The sequence below is a fragment of the Paenibacillus sp. YSY-4.3 genome (assembly GCF_054767475.1).
On sequence record NZ_BAABMC010000007.1, the window covers coordinates 78194 to 97261 of the forward strand.

16 protein-coding genes are annotated in these 19068 nt (G+C 51.8%); 1 reads left to right on the forward strand and 15 read right to left on the reverse strand.

The genetic code is table 11. From position 1 onward, the window contains the following. Positions 1–49 precede the first annotated feature (49 nt). Positions 50–1090 (forward strand): MaoC family dehydratase, encoded by a 1041-nt coding sequence (locus ACYUJT_RS20020; protein ID WP_460325547.1) that lies wholly within the window; start codon positions 50–52, stop codon positions 1088–1090. Here the strand turns inward: ACYUJT_RS20020 and ACYUJT_RS20025 are convergent. From ACYUJT_RS20025 to ACYUJT_RS20095, 15 genes are all read right to left on the reverse strand, one after another. Further along, on the reverse strand, positions 1087–2247 hold the full coding sequence (locus tag ACYUJT_RS20025; protein WP_460325549.1) for an acyl-CoA dehydrogenase family protein: 1161 nt from the start codon (positions 2245–2247) through the stop codon (positions 1087–1089). The two genes, ACYUJT_RS20020 and ACYUJT_RS20025, sit on opposite strands and share 4 nt — an antisense overlap. Positions 2248–2298: 51 nt before the next feature. Then, positions 2299–3435, reverse strand: a complete 1137-nt coding sequence (locus ACYUJT_RS20030; RefSeq protein WP_460325551.1) for a glycosyltransferase — start codon at positions 3433–3435, stop codon at positions 2299–2301. Positions 3436–3502: 67 nt separating this feature from the next. Further along, on the reverse strand, positions 3503–4735 hold the full coding sequence (locus ACYUJT_RS20035; RefSeq protein WP_460325553.1) for a glycosyltransferase: 1233 nt from the start codon (positions 4733–4735) through the stop codon (positions 3503–3505). Between the two features lie 23 nt (positions 4736–4758). Then, on the reverse strand, positions 4759–5607 hold the full coding sequence (locus ACYUJT_RS20040; RefSeq protein ID WP_460325555.1) for an SDR family NAD(P)-dependent oxidoreductase: 849 nt from the start codon (positions 5605–5607) through the stop codon (positions 4759–4761). Between the two features lie 23 nt (positions 5608–5630). Then, positions 5631–6800, reverse strand: a complete 1170-nt coding sequence (locus ACYUJT_RS20045; RefSeq protein ID WP_460325557.1) for a thiolase family protein — start codon at positions 6798–6800, stop codon at positions 5631–5633. Positions 6801–6802: 2 nt separating this feature from the next. After that, the gene (locus ACYUJT_RS20050; protein ID WP_460325559.1) at positions 6803–8344 is read right to left on the reverse strand and encodes an AMP-binding protein; all 1542 of its coding nucleotides are present in this window, start codon (positions 8342–8344) and stop codon (positions 6803–6805) included. A gap of 40 nt (positions 8345–8384) precedes the next feature. Then, a complete protein-coding gene (locus tag ACYUJT_RS20055; protein ID WP_460325561.1) occupies positions 8385–10109 on the reverse strand; it encodes an adenine deaminase C-terminal domain-containing protein in 1725 nt (574 codons plus the stop codon). Positions 10110–10118: 9 nt separating this feature from the next. Further along, complete coding sequence (locus tag ACYUJT_RS20060) at positions 10119–10922, reverse strand: energy-coupling factor transporter transmembrane component T family protein (protein ID WP_460325563.1); 804 nt, start codon at positions 10920–10922, stop codon at positions 10119–10121. 3 nt (positions 10923–10925) lie between these two features. Beyond that, a complete protein-coding gene (locus ACYUJT_RS20065; RefSeq protein WP_460325566.1) occupies positions 10926–11801 on the reverse strand; it encodes an ATP-binding cassette domain-containing protein in 876 nt (291 codons plus the stop codon). Beyond that, the gene (locus tag ACYUJT_RS20070) at positions 11786–12598 is read right to left on the reverse strand and encodes an energy-coupling factor transporter ATPase (protein ID WP_460325568.1); all 813 of its coding nucleotides are present in this window, start codon (positions 12596–12598) and stop codon (positions 11786–11788) included. The genes ACYUJT_RS20065 and ACYUJT_RS20070 overlap by 16 nt, the downstream gene beginning before the upstream one ends. Before the next feature lie 105 nt (positions 12599–12703). Further along, the gene (locus tag ACYUJT_RS20075) at positions 12704–13273 is read right to left on the reverse strand and encodes a biotin transporter BioY (RefSeq protein ID WP_460325570.1); all 570 of its coding nucleotides are present in this window, start codon (positions 13271–13273) and stop codon (positions 12704–12706) included. 156 nt (positions 13274–13429) lie between these two features. Further along, positions 13430–15154: an assimilatory sulfite reductase (NADPH) hemoprotein subunit gene (gene cysI / locus ACYUJT_RS20080; RefSeq protein WP_460325572.1), complete on the reverse strand. Its 1725-nt coding sequence runs from the start codon at positions 15152–15154 to the stop codon at positions 13430–13432. A gap of 39 nt (positions 15155–15193) precedes the next feature. Continuing rightward, on the reverse strand, positions 15194–17017 hold the full coding sequence (locus ACYUJT_RS20085) for an assimilatory sulfite reductase (NADPH) flavoprotein subunit (RefSeq protein ID WP_460325574.1): 1824 nt from the start codon (positions 17015–17017) through the stop codon (positions 15194–15196). A 479-nt stretch (positions 17018–17496) separates the two neighbouring features. Then, entirely contained in the window at positions 17497–18255 is a 759-nt protein-coding gene (locus ACYUJT_RS20090; protein ID WP_460325576.1) for a MerR family transcriptional regulator, read from the reverse strand. A 134-nt stretch (positions 18256–18389) separates the two neighbouring features. Continuing rightward, positions 18390–19058, reverse strand: coding sequence for a pectate lyase (locus ACYUJT_RS20095; protein ID WP_460325578.1), 669 nt, complete (start codon positions 19056–19058; stop codon positions 18390–18392). Between the last annotated feature and the right edge of the window lie 10 nt (positions 19059–19068).

The window sequence follows — 19068 nt, forward strand, 5'->3', positions numbered from 1 at the left end:
TTAATTGCTTGAGTATTTTTCTCGTGCTAAGACGGAGGTAATGTCTACGATGGATCACAATTGGCAGCAAGCCGCAACATTGCCGCAGCATTCAACGATAACAAAGGAACGAATCAGCACGTTTCTGCAGGGCTTTCCCGAAGTCTTTCGTTCTGATGCCTCCCGCATTCCTGTGACTTACCCTATCACGCTGTGGCAGGATGTAAAGTTGCCCTGGCTGCCAGGCGATCATGATGGCAAAACCATCATTCACGGCCAACAGACGCTGCATTATTTTCGGACTTTTCTATACAATGAGAAGATCATCTGGCAAATTCACCTGGCAAGCATTCGGGAAACGAAGGGCTCCCAAGGGAAAATGCAGTTGCTGGACTGCGTGATGGATGTCAAGAATGCGCACGCCGAAACGATATTGCAGGCGAATACAACCCTTCTCCTGCTGGATCAGCCAAGGCCAAGTCCACAGCCGAAGTCCAAATCCCATTCACAGTCACATACCAACCTTGTTAGATCCATGACTGCCGGACGCATTTCGCCTCCCGAGCTGTACGGCCTATGGGATAAGAAGAGCCTTCTCATTCCGGGAGCGGTGCTGATCGACGCCTGCCTCGGCACGATAACCGAAGACATGCTCATCGCTTATGCCGCTGCTTCGGGCGATCACAATGCCATCCACTTGGATTTGCAGAAAGCCTTGGAATTCGGACTGCCCGGCCGGGTAGCACATGGCATGCTCGTATTAGGCATGGTCGGAAATCTGCTGCAAGAGCTGCAAACCGGTCATATGACACTTAGGAGCCTAGAGTGCCGCTTTCGTATTCCTATTGTGGAAGGCGATACCGTATTCTCCAAGGTCATTGTCCAATCCGTAGTCACCTCTCAGTGTGCGGACAAAGGTGCCTCTTCCTCCGAAGAAGCAGCGGCCCGAAATAATCCGGGAGTCTATTGCCTGCTGGAAGTGTTTATCGTTCGGCCCCAGCCCGATTCATCGAATTCAGAATCGCATCTATACGCCGCCACTGCACATTCGAGCGGCAACTCGCAGCGAATATTGGCATACAGTGGTTCGGCCGTCTATGTATTCGTCTAATCCCAATGGCCGATTTCCACATTCCCTTTCAACAGATTTCGCGCAATAATGAGCCGCTGGATTTCATCCGTGCCCTCATAGATACGCCATACTCTCATCTCCCGGTACCAGCGCTCGATCGGCAGATCTTTGGAATAGCCCATGCCGCCGTAGATTTGCAGCACCCTGTCGACGACTTGGTTGGCGACGCCCGCGCCGTACAGCTTCGACATGGAGGCATGATGGCGCGCATCGAGCTGTTTCTCCACCCGCCATGCCGTATGCAGGACAAGCCATTTCAGCGCCTCGACCTCAACGGCGGAATCGGCTATCATCCACTGAATACTCTGCCTAGAGGCCAGCGTTTCGCCAAAGGTCACCCTTTCGTTCGCATAATCGATCGCCATTTGCAGCAGCCTTTCCGATGCCCCGACCGCGATGGCCGGTACGACCCAGCGTCCTCTGCTGATCCACTGCATAGCCATTGTTAAACCGTGGTCCACTTCGCCAAGCACATTCTCATCCGGAACGAGCACATGATCAAACATCAGCAAGGAAGGGCTTTTATCTCCGCCCATCGTCAGAATCGGTTCCGACGTCCAGCCCATTTCCCGATCGACAAGAAAACAGGAAATTCCTTTATGCTTACCGAATGATGGATTCGTCACGGCAAAGACGATCGCAAAATCTGCTTCGTTTCCGTTCGTAATAAAGGCCTTCTCGCCATTCAAAATCCATCCGCCGACCGTCCGCTTGGCCGACATTTGAATATTGCTTGCATCCGAACCGGCTGCTCGCTCGGTAAGCGCAAAGCAGGACTGCCTTTCTCCGGAAATGACCGGGTACAGGTACCGTTCCATCTGCTTCTCATTGCACATAAACAGGATGTTATCAGCCTCTCCGCCCAGCACGAAAGGAACGCAGGTACGGCCCAGCTCTATTTTTACGATGGCGCTTGTGATCGTTCCCAGATTGGCTCCCCCATATCTTTCCGGCGTTTCAATGCCCCAAAGCCCGAGGCCTCTAGCTTTGTTCTGAAGCGATCTGAGCTGCTCCCGGCTGATCCCCTCGCGCTCATTGAGAAGCAGCTGGCGCTCCAAAGGAATCAGCTCATCGGCGACAAATTTGCGTACAGTGCGTTGAATATGCTTTTGCTCTTCGGTCAGTTCAAAATTCATGCTTCTCTTCAGCTCCTTATGAATATGATCCGATATTGAAGCGATCGAGATTCACTCGAACACCTGCTGTCTCCCAATTCCTCGTGCTGCAAAAATGCGGTAAAGCTCGACAAGCTGCCTCTCTGTGGGGTGCTTATAGTAAAGCACATCATAAGCTTGCCTGATCGACTGGCATATGAGATCGAGATCGGATAACACGGTCATGTCGATTACGGCGACTTCCCTGCTTACGGCTTCGGCAGTAATGGCATCGACAGCTTCGGCGCTATGCTTATAAACCACGATAATGCTGACGGGGTAACGACTCCCCTCATACCCCTGATAGGCCCGTACGACATTTTCGAACCGCACATAGCAGTCCCACCAGGAAATCCTGATTTCCGGATTGAAGAATTCCGCCAGAATTTTTTGCGCCTCTACTTCAAAGGATGGGTGGCGGGAGATGAAATGCTGCAAATTCGCCAGCCAGCCAGTGTAACGTGCTTCATTGAATTCGGAAGGATGATGCACATGGTAGACAAGAGCGTTTTTGTTGAAAATAAACATCCCGCCCGACTGCTCCAGCCTGTAGCCCAGCTCGCTGTCCTCCAGTCCCCAGCCCTGGAAGCCGTCACTAAACATACCGGCACCGATCAGGCTTTCCCTTCTGACCGATATATTACAGCTGAAGAACAAGTGCCAGGCCGTACGCAATGCCCCCGCATTTTCGGAGAACTGTTCCATCAGCCAAAATCGTTCATCTTCCTCGAAGGGCGGCAATCTGCCTTCGTCAAAGAGCGTTTTTCCCCGCCCTCCGGCGATCGCTCCTTGCTCCATATACCTTCTAAAGCCGATGACGAGCTTGTCGTCTGCGTATTTATGAACGCGCAAATGCTCAGCGACAAACCCCGGTCCGGGAATTTGATCCCCATCCAGGAAAATAACGATATCGCCGCTGGCGCTTACGATGCCCTGATTCCGGGAAACAGCTCTGCTCGATTGCGCCGTGCTGGGAATATATCGATATATTAGCGGGTAATTAACCGCCAGTTGATGGATCAATTCCTCTGTGCCATCCGTTGACCCGTTATCGACGAGTACGACCTCGAAGCTGTCCCCCTCCTGTAGACTTTGACGGGATAAGGATGTCAGGCAGACCTCGATAATTTCTTGCTGGTTATAGGCCAGTATGACGATGCTAGCCTTCATAGAATCCTCCTTTCTCGGCCCGCAGCCCCGGAAACTCCTTTTTATAAGGTACCAATCTGCGCTATGGCTATAGCAGTCCGTTGATCAAGGCGGCAGCGCGCTCTGCGCCCCCGTAATGCCGGGTAGCAATGCTGTCTCTCAACGTTTGCCCCTGCCCCAAAGCACCGCCGCTGAGCATCGTTTCTACGATGTCCGCAAGCCACCGGCCCGTCACCTCATCTGGGCGGATCATGCAGCCGCCGCCGATATTCTGCAGCTGCCGGGCATTGAACTCCCTTTCCGCCCAGGTAGGGATCATCAAAGAAGGCGTGCCTGTCAGCAGCGTAGTCATGCAGCTACCGTGACCGCCATGGTGTATCATGATGTCGCTTCGCTCTGCTGCCATAACCCCGGATACGTAAGTCGCAAAACTTACGTTCGGGGGAATTTTCCGCTGATCTCCCTCCAGCGGATTAAAGCCCGTAGCGATCAATATTTCCGTGGAGGTATGGCCCAGTGCATTGATCACTTCCCTAAAAATATGTCCGCCGCTCTCGACACCCCATTCCACGAGCCTGCTCGTATACACAAATACGCGTCTCTTCCCGGCCAGGGTCCGCTCCTCTGCCAGCCAGGATGGCGGCAGGCCTGCCGTACTGTCATCCCTCCAGACGATGGGTCCGACATATTCCAGCGGGACAGTGAGGGCCTGCGGATTTACGGGATCAAATTCAGGGATGCTCGGCACAATCGCTAAATCACCGGCCAGAAAAGTCAGGACGTTATCGCTCTGGTCCAGCCCGTGCAAAACAAGCGTTTCGTTTAGCGCCGCAGTAACAGTATTACTGGCCTCATCGGCATCGAACTTTACCTGACTTGCCGCTGCATGAGTGGTAAATGGCATGCCTCCGGGGAGAGAGCAGGCTTGGTGGATGGAAACGAGCGGAACTCCGAGCTTGCGGGCGATGAAAGCGGCCGACAAACTGGAATCTGTCAGCACAAGATCCGGTTTGAAGGCCGACGTTACGCCTAACCTGGTTTCAAGTTCGTTCTTCATATATACCGGATCGGCATAGCCCATCATAGCCAAGAAATGGTGGAAGTTCGCAAAATCGGGATCAAACGCCTGGCCCTTCGGCTCCGGAATAGGCGGAATCGGAATGGCTTCAAAGCCGAGCTTCTCCATAGCTGCGCCCGCATTGCCCCAAATCGTAAAAGCGACCTCATGCCCCATGTCCCGCAGCTTGATCGCGATGGGCAAACAGCGGTTGATTCTGCCCATTCCGGCCATCATGCCGATAAATATTCGTTTCTTCTTCAACAAGGCATTCCTCCATAGCTTGATCAATTCGAAGATTTGGTCAATAGTTCGGCGGCAATTTCGCTAGCCTCCCATTGTCCAGAAGTGCGCGAGGCCAGCATTTCATGCTTGGGACGTGCCCACAATCCAATATCGCAGCCGTTAACGGTAAATATTTCGCCGCTAATTCCCCGGCTTTGCGGCAGGCTTAGCGCCACCGCCAGCTCGGCCGCTTCTTCGGGCGTTCCTACCCGCCAATAATCAGGGGGGCTATGCCCGGCTGCCTCCGCATCCCGCCTAGCCCGCTCAATATACGGAGCGGTCATGTCCGTCAAAGCCGCCGGTGCTATGGCGTTGACGCTGATTCCATAATTCTGGAGCTCCAGCGCCAGCGTCCACGTCATGCCAAGCAAGCCGGCTTTGGCCGCGCTGTAGTTAAGCTGCCCAGCCGTTCCTGTTAAGCCCGCTGTCGAAGTCATATTAATGATGCAACCTTGCCTTCTCTCCCTCATGCCAGGCAATGCGGCCCGAATGCAGGAAAAAGCCCCTCTCAAATGGGTGCCGATCACAGCATCCCAATCTTCTTCGCTAAGCTTATGAGCCATTCTATCGCGGATAATTCCGGCGTTGTTCACCAGAATATCGACTTGGCCGAAATTCGCCTTAGCCTCGGAGATGATCCGGGCTCCCCCCTCCATCGTAGAGACCGATTCGGCGATGCCGATTGCGACGCCGCCATTTTGGCGAATTTCCTGAACAACCTCGTTAACGCGGCTTGCATCGGTGCCATTGACGACCACCCGGGCGCCTTTATCTGCCATTCTTAACGCGATGGCCCTGCCGATACCGCGGCTGGAGCCAGTAATCACTGCGGTTTGCTGATCAAGCTGCAATGCGGTCGCCTCCTTTTCCCTTCTTATTCGACTTTCTCCCATAACGTCGCTAGCCCCATTCCGCCGCCGATACCCAGCGTCGTAATGCCTGTTGCGGCGTTCAAGCTCCGCATTTCGCTATACAGGCGCGTAACGAGAATCGCCCCGGAGGCTCCGTAAGGATGGCCAAGCGCGATAGCCCCGCCGCCGACATTGACGACTTCCTCCGGGATGTTCAGCTGCTGCAGAGAAGCCAGCACCTGCGAGGCGAAAGCTTCGTTGAATTCCACGATATCGATATCTCTTACCGTTAGGCTGCTTTTTGCGAGCAGCTTGTTTACCGCGGGTACCGGACCGATCCCCAAATAATTCGGATCAACTCCGGCAGCAGTCGAATCGACGAATTTCATAACAGGCCGCAAACCAAGTGATCTGGCTTTCTTCAATGACATCATCAAGACGATGGCTGCACCATCGTTAACTGGACAAGCGTTGCCCGCCGTTACTGTGCCCTCGGCATCGAATGCGGGCGGCAAAGCCGCGAGCTTCTCGAGCGTCGTGCCTGGACGCGGACACTCATCGGTATCGATAATTTTTGCTTCCCCGTCTACCGTAACGGTGATCGGCATAATTTCGCCCTGAAAGCGCCCTCTGCGGATCGAGTCCACGGCCTTCCTTTGACTATGAAGGGCATATATATCCTGTTGCTCCCTGGTGATTCCGTACATACCTGCGACATTGTTCGCGGCCTTGCCCATGCCCGGATCACCGATAAAATCGGGCGAGAATCGTGCGCGGCCCATAATGGCAGGAAATTCTCTGCCGTATAAAGAAAGAGGCTTCTCGATCTTCCATGGTGCACGACTCGTGCTCTCTACGCCGCCCGCCAAATAAATCTCTCCCGCTCCAGCCTGAATCAGCCGCGCCGCTAGATTAATCGCTTCGAGACCTGAGCCGCATTGCCGATCGACCGTAACCCCAGGAACCTCTACCGGGAGTCCGGCAGTCAATGCCGATAATCTGGCGATATTGCCGCCGGGGCCAACGACATTGCCGAGGATCACGTCATCGACATCCCCGGATCCCACGGAAGTTTCGTCGAGAATGGCTCGAATCACCTCGGCAGCCAGAATCTCCGGCGGAATCTCCTTGAACATCCCCCCATATTTGCCAATGGCCGTTCGCTTTGCAGCTACGATCACGGGAATCGACATGCTCACACCACCTTTCCAGCCAGCCACTCATTGACTGATGCGCGCGATATTTTACCGCTGTTCGTGTAAGGGAAGGAATCCACTCGCAGAATTGCCTTCGGACATTTGTAGCTGGCCAGCCGCTTGCGGCAGCATGCCATGATCTCCTGATCACTGATCACCGCGCCTTGTTTCGCTTTAACGATTGCAACGACCTTTTGCCCCCAATAGGCATCAGGCAAGCCGGCAATAACGGCTTCCTCGATTTCATCCAACGACAGCAGAGCCTTCTCAATCTCTTCGGGGTAAATGTTAAGCCCTCCGCTGATGATCATATTGTTGCTTCTGCCCACCATATAGAGGAAGCCTTCCGAATCCTTCATCGCTAGGTCCCCTACCGTGGCCCACTCTCCATGGATGACTTGCTTCGTTTCGTCTTCATTATTGAAGTAACCGGAGAATATCATGCCGCTTCTGATATAGACCTGTCCCACTTCACCTACACCGGATTCCGTGCCGTCAGGCTTGCGAATGGACACCTCAACTCCGTTAAACGGTTTGCCGATTGAGTCCGGTCTAGACTGATTGCCTATCGGGTCCAGCACCGTGACGAAGCTGAGCTCGGAAGCGCCATAGAATTCATAGATGCCTGCCTGAGGAAAAACCTCACCCGCTTTTCGCTTCGATTCCGGCGTCCACTTGTCTCCCGTCGTAATTAGCGATTTTACATAGGGTGCAGCAAAAACGGGGGTATGCGAGACCGCAGTATGGTATAGCGCTTCAAATATCGTAGGAACGAGATAAATATGGGTTATGGGACAGGCTCCCAGCATGGCCACCGCCTGTTCGGCGTTGAATTTTCGCGAGAGATAGAAAGTTCCGCCAAGGTACAGGGTTTGAATCGCCGCGTAGATCGTCAAGGAGTGCACGAGCGGCCCGGTACCAAGAACATGATCGGCTTCGCTTAAGCCAAACGCCTCTTTGGCTTGAGCGAAACTCTCCATCCATGAGTGCTGAGCGCGGAGGAATCCTTTCGGCGTACCGGTTGTTCCTGAAGTAAAACCCATATAGAATATGCTGTCTGGCTTTGAAGTAAGGGAATACCGCTGCCTAGCTTCGGCGGCAGTTGGACTGCCTTTGCGGTTATGATCCGTAAATTCCTGCGCTGCGGATTCGCTGTCGATAACGATTATATTCGTGGAATTAGGGATACTTGCTATACGAGGCAGCAAATCAATGCCAACGATCAAAATGGCTGGCCTGCACTCCTGTATAATCGCTTCGATATTCGCATCAGCCCATTTAGGATCGAATAACGCCGAGCATAACCCAAGCTGGGCCGCAGCCAAAAAATATTGCACGAACTCCACGCTGTTATGCAGCAAAAAACCGACGATCGCAGGCCCATCTGAAGTAAAGCTATTCTCAAAGGTCATCAGTTCGCAAGCCGCCTCATTAATGGCGTCATCAAGCTCCTCATACGTCAACCGACGGTGATCGACGACAAGCGCGGTTTTCTCCGGGTTTCTGGCGGCGTGCGCTCGCACGGCATCCGTAATCAGCATAAGGATCACACCTTCCCTACGGAATGTTTGGTAAAGACGTTTAACAAATATCCAGGCGTTCAGTATTGGCTACCACTTGCCCCGTTTTAACCAGATACAGTCCTTTGGCGGACATGCGAATATTAGGCAGATGGGAAGCAGTCAGAAAAAGCAGCGTATAGGCGGGATCGCGATACCGGTATCCGTGCTCCTGCATCAGGCGCGCAAAGAAACCAAGGGATTTGCTGATCTCTTCCATATTTCCGGCGCTCATCGCGCCGCCTAACGGAAGGGGGATATGCAACTGCTTACCGTTTGCAAAGCAAGCTAGTATCCCATCGCCACGCTCATTCAGCTCTTGCAGCATCTCGCACATGACCGTTTCGTTCCTGCCGATCAGCAAAGTATCGCCGGAAGCGCTGTAGGTGCTGGCGAGCGCTGTTATCCCGGAAGCAAAGCCTTTTATGCGGGTGTGAAGTGCCCACTCCCCTTTGGAGTCGAGCAGCGTGATGAGGCTCTCCTCATCCTCAAGCGGCGCATTGGCCACAAATTCATATGGCTTCGTAATGACATCATTGCTGAGCTCAATGCCAATATTGCCCTGTACACGGATCTGTTGCGGGGTCAGCCTGGCGTGCACTCTTCGGGTGGGGAAACAGGAATAGAGCCAGCTTGCGATTGAAGCTTCATCGGCTGGATGCAGGTCAACCCCGTTCCAGATGCACCACTTCCCCTGCTGCATGACATGGAGGGGAGCCGGCTCGTTCAGCGAGCGCAGAACGTTGAAGCTGGCAAGCTTGCCAGGGGCAATCCCGCCCAGGTCTTCATCGAGGCCGTAGTACGTCGCCGGATTCAGGGTAGCCAGCCTGTAGGCGTCCACTGCGGATAGGCCGGCTTCCATGCATAGCTTGATCATACGGGGAGTGCTATGCTCCTCCGTGAAATGCGGAGAAGGGCCGTCGCTCGTAAGCATGATGCGGTTCAAATTAAAGCGCGGATCGCCTGCTAGCCCAGCCAAAATATCCGGCAGGTCCGGGCGTATGGAGGAGTATCTCAGGCTGACATACAGCCCAATCCTTAATCTCTTCAACACGTCCTCAGCATTTAGAGACTCGTGATCCGCTCCGATTCCAGCCGCAGCGATCCCGCTGATTTTCTCATGGGAGACACCTGGCAGATGCCCTTCTACCCGCACTGAGGGTCCGCCCTTTAACATATACAGTCGTTCCAGCATCTCTTCATCGCCCTGAAGAAGCTTGAACCATTCCGTAAATTCGCCGCCTTGAATAACGAGCGGATGAGCAAGCCATGCCCGGAGCATACTGCGATCTCCAGCCTGCACTTGATCAAAATTGCACCACCACAAAAACATATGGGTGCTGATGCGGTCTAATTCCTCTATAAATGGAATGGCCCGTACGCCTAGGAGCATAAGCAGCGACAAGTTATCGTTGATCGATAACACCGTCCCATGGCGGAGCTGGCTAACGCCCCATGCGAACGGATTGTACATTTGGCAGGGATGCGCATGGGGTTCAATATAACCGGGAACAATGATTTGCCCCTGCTCCAGCTCAACGATTTGCGTATTCGGCGATGCCGCAAGTTCCTTCTCCCCGACGTAGGCAATACGTTTGCCGGAAATGTAAATATGACCCCTCTCTACTTGTCCCGTGTAAACATTTAGATAAGCAGCGTTCTTTAACCAAACATCCGGGGACTTGCTGCCAACGGATACGGCAATGAGGTCGCGGTATTCTTCAAAATGGCCTGGATTTATTCGCATCGTTCATCCTCACAATCTTAGTGCGATCAGCACGGTCAATAATAATCCACACAGGAGCATCGCCTTATAGTCAATGGCCTGCAAAACAAGCGTTCTTAACTGTGTGCGCTGCATCCCCGGGCGGTACCCTCGGGCTTCGATGGCCTGCGAGGCGCTTTCGGCTTTCTGGAACGCCAGCATCAGGACGGGTACGATGATCGGGATAAAATTCAGCAATCTTTTGACAACATTGCCGGAAGAGAAGTTGACGCCCCTGGCTCTTTGAGCTTTCATGATTTTGTCGGTTTCCTGCAAGAGAATCGGAATAAAGCGAATCGTTAAAGTCATCATCATGGCGATTTCCTGGGTCGGCACTCCTATCCTACGCAGCGGTGACAGCAGCGTTTCGATGGCGCTGGTTAAATCGCTCAGCTTCGTCGTTAAGGTCAACAAGGTCGCCATGGCTAACAGCAAAACGATGCGTACAGTAATCATAATCGCCTTCAGTACGCCTTGCTCGTAGAAGGACAAGGGGCCGATTTGGAACAGCACCTCCCCGCCCTGCGTTAAGAAAATATGGAAGACCGACGTGATGATCACGATCAGCCATATCGGCTTTAATCCTTTAATAATGTAGGAGACTGGGATCTTAGATATGGCAATCGCAGCTGCGACCATAAATGCCAGCATGGCGTAAGAGACAAGCGTCGTGAGGAAAAGCGCCGATATCATGAAGAACATAACGATCAGCAGCTTGGTCCGAGGATCAAGCTTATGGATTATCGATTTTTTTTCGATATACTGACCAAATATCAATTGCTGGGACAAGGCCATGCTTCAAATCCCTCCTTTACCGCTGGCAATCAGAAAATGATCGGCAAGCTGCGCCAGAATCGCTTCCTTCTTAACGGATTCAACCCTAATGGGGGTATCAAGCTTGGCATTTAGCTGCTCGACGAGCGCCAGCGCCATCGGAAGCTTTAGTCCTAATGCCTCTATTTCCTGCCGATAATGCGTAAAGAGCGTTTGCGGATCTGTTTTCATCTTAACTGTACCGCTTTCGAAAACGATGACCTCTTCGGTATATTCGGCCAATAGATCCATGTCATGGGTAACGATGACGAGTGTACGCTGCTTCTCCTTGCGCCAGCTTAGAAACAGCTCCATGAGCGACTGTTTTCCCTCAGCATCCAGGCCGACCGTTGGCTCATCCAGAATCAATACGGAAGGCTCCATCACCAATACTCCGGCAATTGCAGCTCTTCTCTTTTCCCCGCCGCTCAGCTCAAAAGGCGATCTATCCCCGAAGGATTCATCCAGACCGACCAGCCTAAGTGCCTCCAGCGCCTTGGTTCGGATCAGTTCCTGCGGCCAGCCTAAATGGTTAGGTCCAAAAGAGATGTCCTTGAGGACGGTATCCTCAAACAGCTGATGCTCCGGCATTTGAAATACGATACCCACTTTATCAAAGAGAACGGGCTTTCTTTTGCTATCGCTCCTGATGGTTGCGTCGCCAACACGGATGTTGCCCCGCGTCGGATACAGCAGCCCATTGAGATGTTGGACGAAGGTGGATTTACCAGAGCCCGTCCTCCCTACGACAGCGGTGATTTTATTGGCTTCCAGCGTCAAATTGAGTTCTCGCAGCACTTCGTTCTCCAGCGGCGTTCCGGCGTTATAGGAGAAAAATACGTCTCTTAATGTAATTTCCATAAACCATCCACCAAATCTTCCATACAAAATAGGGTGCGCGGGAGCGGAATCCCTTTGCTTCGCAAAGCATCCCTTACATTTACGGCAAAGGGGGCCGCCAAACCAGGAATCGACCGATAGTCTTCCTCGAATAATCTGGCCGGCGGGCCGTCGTACCGGATACGGCCTCGATCCAACACGATCATTCTTGAGGCTTCGGCCAGCTCCTCCATATCATGGGTGATCGAAATGATCGTGATCCCCTTCCGGTTCAGCTCCCTGATCAAGCCAAGTACCTGTTCTTTGCCTTCGGGATCGAGCATTGAAGTAGATTCATCGAAAATAATCACTTCCGGCTCTACAGCCAGAATGCCAGCAATCGCTATTCTCTGTTTCTGACCGCCCGATAAAGAATCGACATCAGCATAGATGTAATTCAGCATGCCTACGCTTTCTAGTACGAGCCTAACTTTCATTGCAATCTCCTCCGGGGACATGCATAGATTCTGCAGACCGAAAGCAACATCTTCATACACAGTAGAAGCAACGATTTGATTTTCGGGATTCTGGAAGACCATCCCGATTTTTTGGCGTATCATTTCCAGCTCCTGTTCATTACTGGTGCGGTAATCCTTATACCGGACCTCGCCCTCGGTAGGCAAAAGCAACCCGTTGATCAGCTTGGCTGCGGTGGATTTCCCAGTGCCATTCGTTCCTACGATAATCAAATATTCCCCGGATGGAACAGCCAAGGAGATATCGCTAAGAACGCGTCCCTGCCGGGGATACTGGAATGAGACGCCCGTAAACTGAATCATGGCATGACCTCCAAATAATGTTAATAGTACGCTGGAAATGTTTCGTTGAAAAAAGGTTTGCCGGGTGTAGGCAAACCTTACGTTTCATTCGCATTGGTAGGAGAATTAAGCTTTATGTGAGCGGCTGTTTGCCTCGTGGAGCAAAGCAGGACTTACCTTTAGCATTCGGATCGCGATCAGTGAAGACACTACGACTTTGAGCAAATCGCCAGGGATGAAGGTGACGTTGCCGATGATCGCTTTCCCGAGCGGTACATCTGTCATGAAGGACATGTAGGGGATTCCAATAGCATAGATGATTAATATTCCGCCAACCACATTGACGAGTATCAGTTTCCAGAGGTTGATGCGCGTTCCTATGCGTTGCACCAGATATCCGATCACAAATGCGGCGATCGGCCAGCTTAGGAAGTAACCTCCGGTTGGACTTGCCAGGACGGCCAAGCCTCCTCTTCCACCGGACAATAGAGGCGCTCCTGCGAGGACGATCATCGTGAAGATGAGTAAACTTAAACCTCCTAATCTAGCGCCTAAAATACTGCCGGCCAACATGACTCCCAACGTTTGAGCAGTAATCGGCACCGGGATGAACGGGAGCGGAATAGGAGGCAATAATCCTAAAACAGCCATGACTGCGGCAAATAAAGCCACATACATCATATCTTTGATTTTCATAAATGGCCCCCTACTATTCGATTTTTCATTTGATAGATTCAATATTGACACAATAATGACATAATATTATTTTCATGTCAATAATTAACTTTTTAAGACAAAAAAACAAAGAGCGCCTCACTTTGCAGTGAGACGCTGTGTTCAACTAAGCTATGTTTAAGCGTGGAAATTCTGGCCATCGGTTACTTCTTGCACGTATCCGGCACGAATTACGAAGTCTCCAAAATGCTCGCCTTCTTGGCGATCATTAGCGTACTGGGTAATGATCGGCTGCAAGGATTCCAAAATTTCAGCCTCGCCGATATTTTCCTTGTACAATTTATTCAACCGGTTCCCGGAGAAGCCGCCGCCAAGGTACATATTGTACTTGCCCGGCGCTTTGCCAATAAAGGCGATCTCAGCGAGCATTGGTCTGGCACAGCCGTTCGGGCAGCCCGTCATCCGGATGACGATGTCCTCCTCCTGCAGGCCAGCCCCCTCCAGCATTGGCTCTATTTTGTCGAGCAATGCCGGCAGGTATCGTTCAGACTCGGCCATGGCGAGGCCGCAAGTCGGGAACGACACGCAGGCCATGGAGTTTCTCCGCAGCGCGGAATAATGCAAGCCGTCAGTAAGGCCATATTCCTGAATCAGGCCCTCGATTTTTTTCTTCTTCTGGCTGCTGACGTTGGCGATGACCAGGTTCTGATTCGGCGTAAGCCGGAAATCACCGGTATGGACTTTGGCAATTTCCCGCAGGCCCGTCATAAGCTTATAATCCTCTTCATCCTTGATTCTTCCGTTCTGAATAAAGAGCGTAAAATGCCATTTGTTGTTGCTGCCCTTCTCCCATCCGTAACGATCGCCGTTATGCTCAAAGTGAAAAGGCCTTGCCTCCTCCAAGCTCCATCCCAGGCGAGTCGTCAGTTCCTGGACAAACCAATCGATACCGCGGTCATCGATTGTATACTTGAAGCGTGCATGCTTCCGAACGGAGCGGTCTCCGTAATCCCGCTGGATGGTGACTGTCTTCTCCGCCACATCAATAATTTGCTCTGGCAAGCAGAAGCCGATTACTTTAGATACCTGCGGATACGTCTTCACATCTCCGTGGGTCATTCCCATACCGCCGCCCACCGTGACGTTGAAGCCTTTTAATTGTCCGTCCTCAATTATCGCAATAAATCCCAAATCCTGCGAGAAAACATCGACATCGTTCGACGGAGGCACTGCCAAGCCGATTTTAAACTTCCGCGGCAAGTAGACGCGTCCATAAATAGGCTCTTGTTCGACTTGAGCATCATTGCTGTCAATAACCTTCTCGCCGTCCAGCCAAATTTCATGGTAAGCTTTCGTTTGCGGATCAAGATGGTCGCTTACTTTGCTGGCCCAGTGATATACCTCGGAATGGATTTCCGATTGGTACGGATTAGGGTTGCACATGACGTTGCGGTTCACGTCGCCACAAGCGGCTAAAGTGCTTAGCATCGCTTCATTCACTTCCTGAATGGTGTTCTTCAAGTTCCACTTGATGACCCCATGAAGCTGGAACGATTGCCGCGTCGTCAACCGGATCGTTCCATTCGCGTACTTTTGCGACACACTGTCCATCATGAGCCATTGCTCCGGCGTAACGACGCCGCCTGCCGCGCGCACCCGCAGCATGAACTGATAGGCTGGCTCCAGCTTCTGCTTCTGACGCTCGTTCCGCAAGTCCCGATCATCCTGCATATAACTGCCGTGGAATTTCATCAATCGGTTATCGTCTTCCGGTATGGAGCCGGTGATCTGATCTTGAAGCGTCTCTTCAAGGCTTCCGCGCAAATAATTACTTCTTATTTTGATATCTTCAACGTCGCTATGCGGCGCGCTGTTCGGCGACAATAAATTGTTGTCTGACATATTGGCAATTCTCCTCTCGTAATCTTCAGGATTCCTCGCTTAATACACATCCCGTTGATAACGTTTCTCCTGCTGCATCCGCGTCAAATACTCCGCAGCTTCCTCTGGGCTAAGACCGCCCTCTTGTTCTAGAATAGCAGCCAAGGCGGCATGCACGTCATGGGCCATCTTTTTCTCGTCCCCGCATACATACACTACTGCGCCTTCCTGCAGCCACTCGTAAACCTCTTTGCTCTTCTCGAGCATCCGGTGCTGGACGTAGACCTTCTTGTCGGTATCCCGGGAGAACGCAACATCCATGCGGGTCAGCACGCCATCTTTCAGCCAGCGCTGCCACTCCACCTGATACAGGAAGTCCGTTGAAAAATGTTGATCTCCATAGAACAGCCAGGACTTTCCTTCCGCACCCGACTCTTCCCGTTCGCCGAGAAAAGCCCGGAAAGGTGCGACCCCCGTTCCCGGCCCGACCATTATGATCGGCGTGTCGGGATTCTCCGGCAGCTTAAAGCTGGGGTTATGCTGAATGAATACCGGCAAAGCATCTCCCGGCTCTATCCGCTCCGCGAGCTGAACCGAGCAGACCCCGTAACGGTTGCGGCCATGCGCTTCATAACGGACAGTGCGAACGGTGAGATGCACCTCGTCCGGATAAGCTTTGGAGCTGCTGGCGATGGAGTACAGGCGCGCAGGAATTTTCCGCAGAATCGAAACGAACTGGCTGGCGCTTACCCCGGCAAAAGAGTGATCCGTTACCAGGTCGAGCAGATCGCGTTCAGCCAGGTAGGCCCGCAGCTCCTGTTCGCGCCCTGCTTCAAACAGCTGCTTCAGCTCTGCACTTGTGCTTAGCTGTGCGGCTTGCTCCAGCAGAGGTTTAGTCAGCACCGAAATTTCATAATAACGGCTCAGCGCATCCCGAAGCGTCCGCTGTTCACCATTCTTATTTACGGTAATCGTTTCCTCGCCGTTCCAACCCATAACCGTGATCAGATCCTCTACCAGCTGCGGGTGATTTTGGGGATAAATGCCCAAACTGTCTCCTGGTTCATACTGAAGATTGGAGCCTTCCAGCGATAGTTCAATATGACGTGTCTCCCGATCTGAGCCCCGGCCGTTCAGGTTCAGATTCTCCAGCACTTCCGCAGAGAACGGGTTGCTTCTGGAATATTCGGACTCCGTGCCGCTGCTTGCGGCCGCAGGAGCCGCGCTGCTAACTGAAGCACCGGAAGCCGACAGCTTACCGAGCGCTTCGAGGACATTCCCGATCCATTCCGTGGCGGATTCATCGAAATCCACATCGCAATCCACGCGCGGAGAAATCCGCTCGCCGCCTAGCTCCTCCAGGCGTTTATCGAAATCTTTCCCCGTCTGGCAGAAAAATTCATAGGATGTGTCGCCTAGCGCAAGTACAGAATAGCGAAGTCCCTCAAGCTTCGGAGCCCGCTTGCTATGAAGGAATTCATAGAAGGCAATGGCGCTGTCCGGCGGCTCTCCCTCGCCATGCGTGCTTACGACGATAAATAGGTTCTCAATTTTCTTAAGTGTATTCGGTTTAAAATCGCTCATCGACGCCAAAGTGACCTGGAAGCTCTGTTCCTCCAGCTTCTTCGACAGTTTCCCAGCCAGATTATGACTGTTCCCCGTCTGCGAGCCGTAAAGCACGGTCACTTCCTTGGAAATGGCCGGTTCTTGGGCCGCAACCGCCTGAACGAGCGTAGCTGCAGCGTTTAGCGCACCGGCTCCCTGCAACGCGGTTAGGTATCCGCTTAGCCAAATACGCTGATGATCGTTCAGCGTAGGAAGAAGACGATTGAGCAATTCCGACTGCTCTTGACTGAATGGGCTGTTACTCACTTGTAGTTCCAACAATATCCACCTCACGCAGCATACATAGAATTTAAATTAATTCCTAGTATTACTATCTAATTTATCATTTAATAAAATTTATCATAGCGCGCGCAGACGGTCAATTAGAATGATCTTATATCTTTGATTAGGAAAACTGATAATTGCATACTCAACGTCCGATAAAGTAAAAAAGACCCCGCGCCAAGGGCGCAGAGTCTTTAAACGTGGGAAGCGGTGGCTTCAAATCATATTCAATTATTGGCGCAACCAATCATGGTGCTGCCCTCTGTGGGCTACCATTTATAGTGCTGCCGCCTTCCAATAGCTAGGGTGCCTTGCCAGAGAACAATCGACGCAGAATCGATTTTCTCTTTCTTTTGAGAGAGTACATGGTGAATCAACTACCTTTCGGAATACAGGATTCTGTCGTTCCGTCTGTTCATTGATTATGACCACTTCCCACTTGTTCGTTATTACCCGCTTCCCGTGGGGATGAATCAATTTCTCGTATATATGAGGATTGCATCGCGAAGGAACTGGGCCGTACCGGGCTGTTCCGCATCATAATAAGCGGTGAACCTATCATCGTCCACGTACATCTGCGCCAGACCTGCATGGGCTTCTGCGCTGTATTCCTTCCAAGAATAGCACAGCCACTGCTTATGCAGATCCGCCACCCGCTGAGCGATCTCGCTTGCCGGGTCGCCGGTCTTATATGCTTCGGCCAGCGTACGCATAAGCTCCTCCTCTAAGCGCGTCATTTTTTCATATTGCTCTTCCGTCATCCCACGCAATTTCAAGTTGGACTGGTCAACCTTTTCATCCCCGTATTTTTCACGGATTTCCCTGCCGTATTTCTGCTCGTTATCGTCGATCAATCGCTGTTTGAACCCTTCAAATTTCTCTTTATCCGTCATGCTTATTCTCCCTTCATGCATAGCAATCGTCTTATCCACATTTCCGATAAGGACATCCAATTGCTTTCTTCTGTCAAGGAGTTGCTCCCGGTGCTGCTTTAGTGCCAATACGCTGTTAAACCCGGGTGAGGTTACGATCGCTTTGATTTGCTCCAGCGAAATTCCCAGCTCGCGATAGAACAAAACTTGCTGCAGCAGGTCTACTTCGGCTTGGCCGTATATCCGGTAACCGGACGAGTTGATTCTTGCCGGCTTAAGAATATCAATCTCGTCATAGTAGCGAAGCGTTCTCGTGCTGACTCCGGCCAGCTGGGCCAGCTTCTGTACGGTATATTCCATGGAATCACCTCCTGACAACTTCACTGTACACCTTTACGCAGCGTGAAGGTCAACACTAATATTTTTACAATATATAAAAGACCTGCGAATGACAATAAGTGCATGTCATTCGCAGGCCGTAATAGCCTTAATTATTAATATTGCGTATTGCCGGATTGGCTTGTATTGCCGGATGCGAAGCCTTTAAATAAGGTAGGAACACTAGAATATCTCGTATTCGTGATTTTCCCGGTTGATGTACTGCTATCTGTACGCAGAATCGAATCTTTTACCTTGGAAATATCGCAGTTGTCTACGTTCATCACAACTTTGAAAGTGGTACCGCCATTTTGCCGCACAAGCTTGCCGATGTCATTCGCTTTGAAATTCTTAATGTTGATCGTTCCTGCTGCATTGATTTGAAATACTTTGTCGTACGCCTTGTAAGCGCCTCCACCATTAATGTTAACGGTTCCAGAAGATTTGAGTGTAAGTGCATCTTCACCTACATCCGCCCATGTTACGTTATTGATGTTGCAGTTTCCGTAACAGTGAACTCCGTCAGCGCCTGGTGCCCCAATAATAACGTTCGTCAGCGTGGCATTCGCTTCCAATCGGAAAATCGGCTTCTGATCCTCAGCCTGGCTGCCATCGCCTAAGGTTTTCGGGTTGGCAACATAGGTTTGGCCTTTACCGTCAAACGTCGTTCCTGCCTTAACGATAATTGTAGAGTCTACCGTAATGGACGCCGCGGATGCATGGAGTGCTCCAAATAGCGTCATCACTAACGATAGGGCGAGAAAAAAACTAACTTTCTTCTTCATACAATTCATC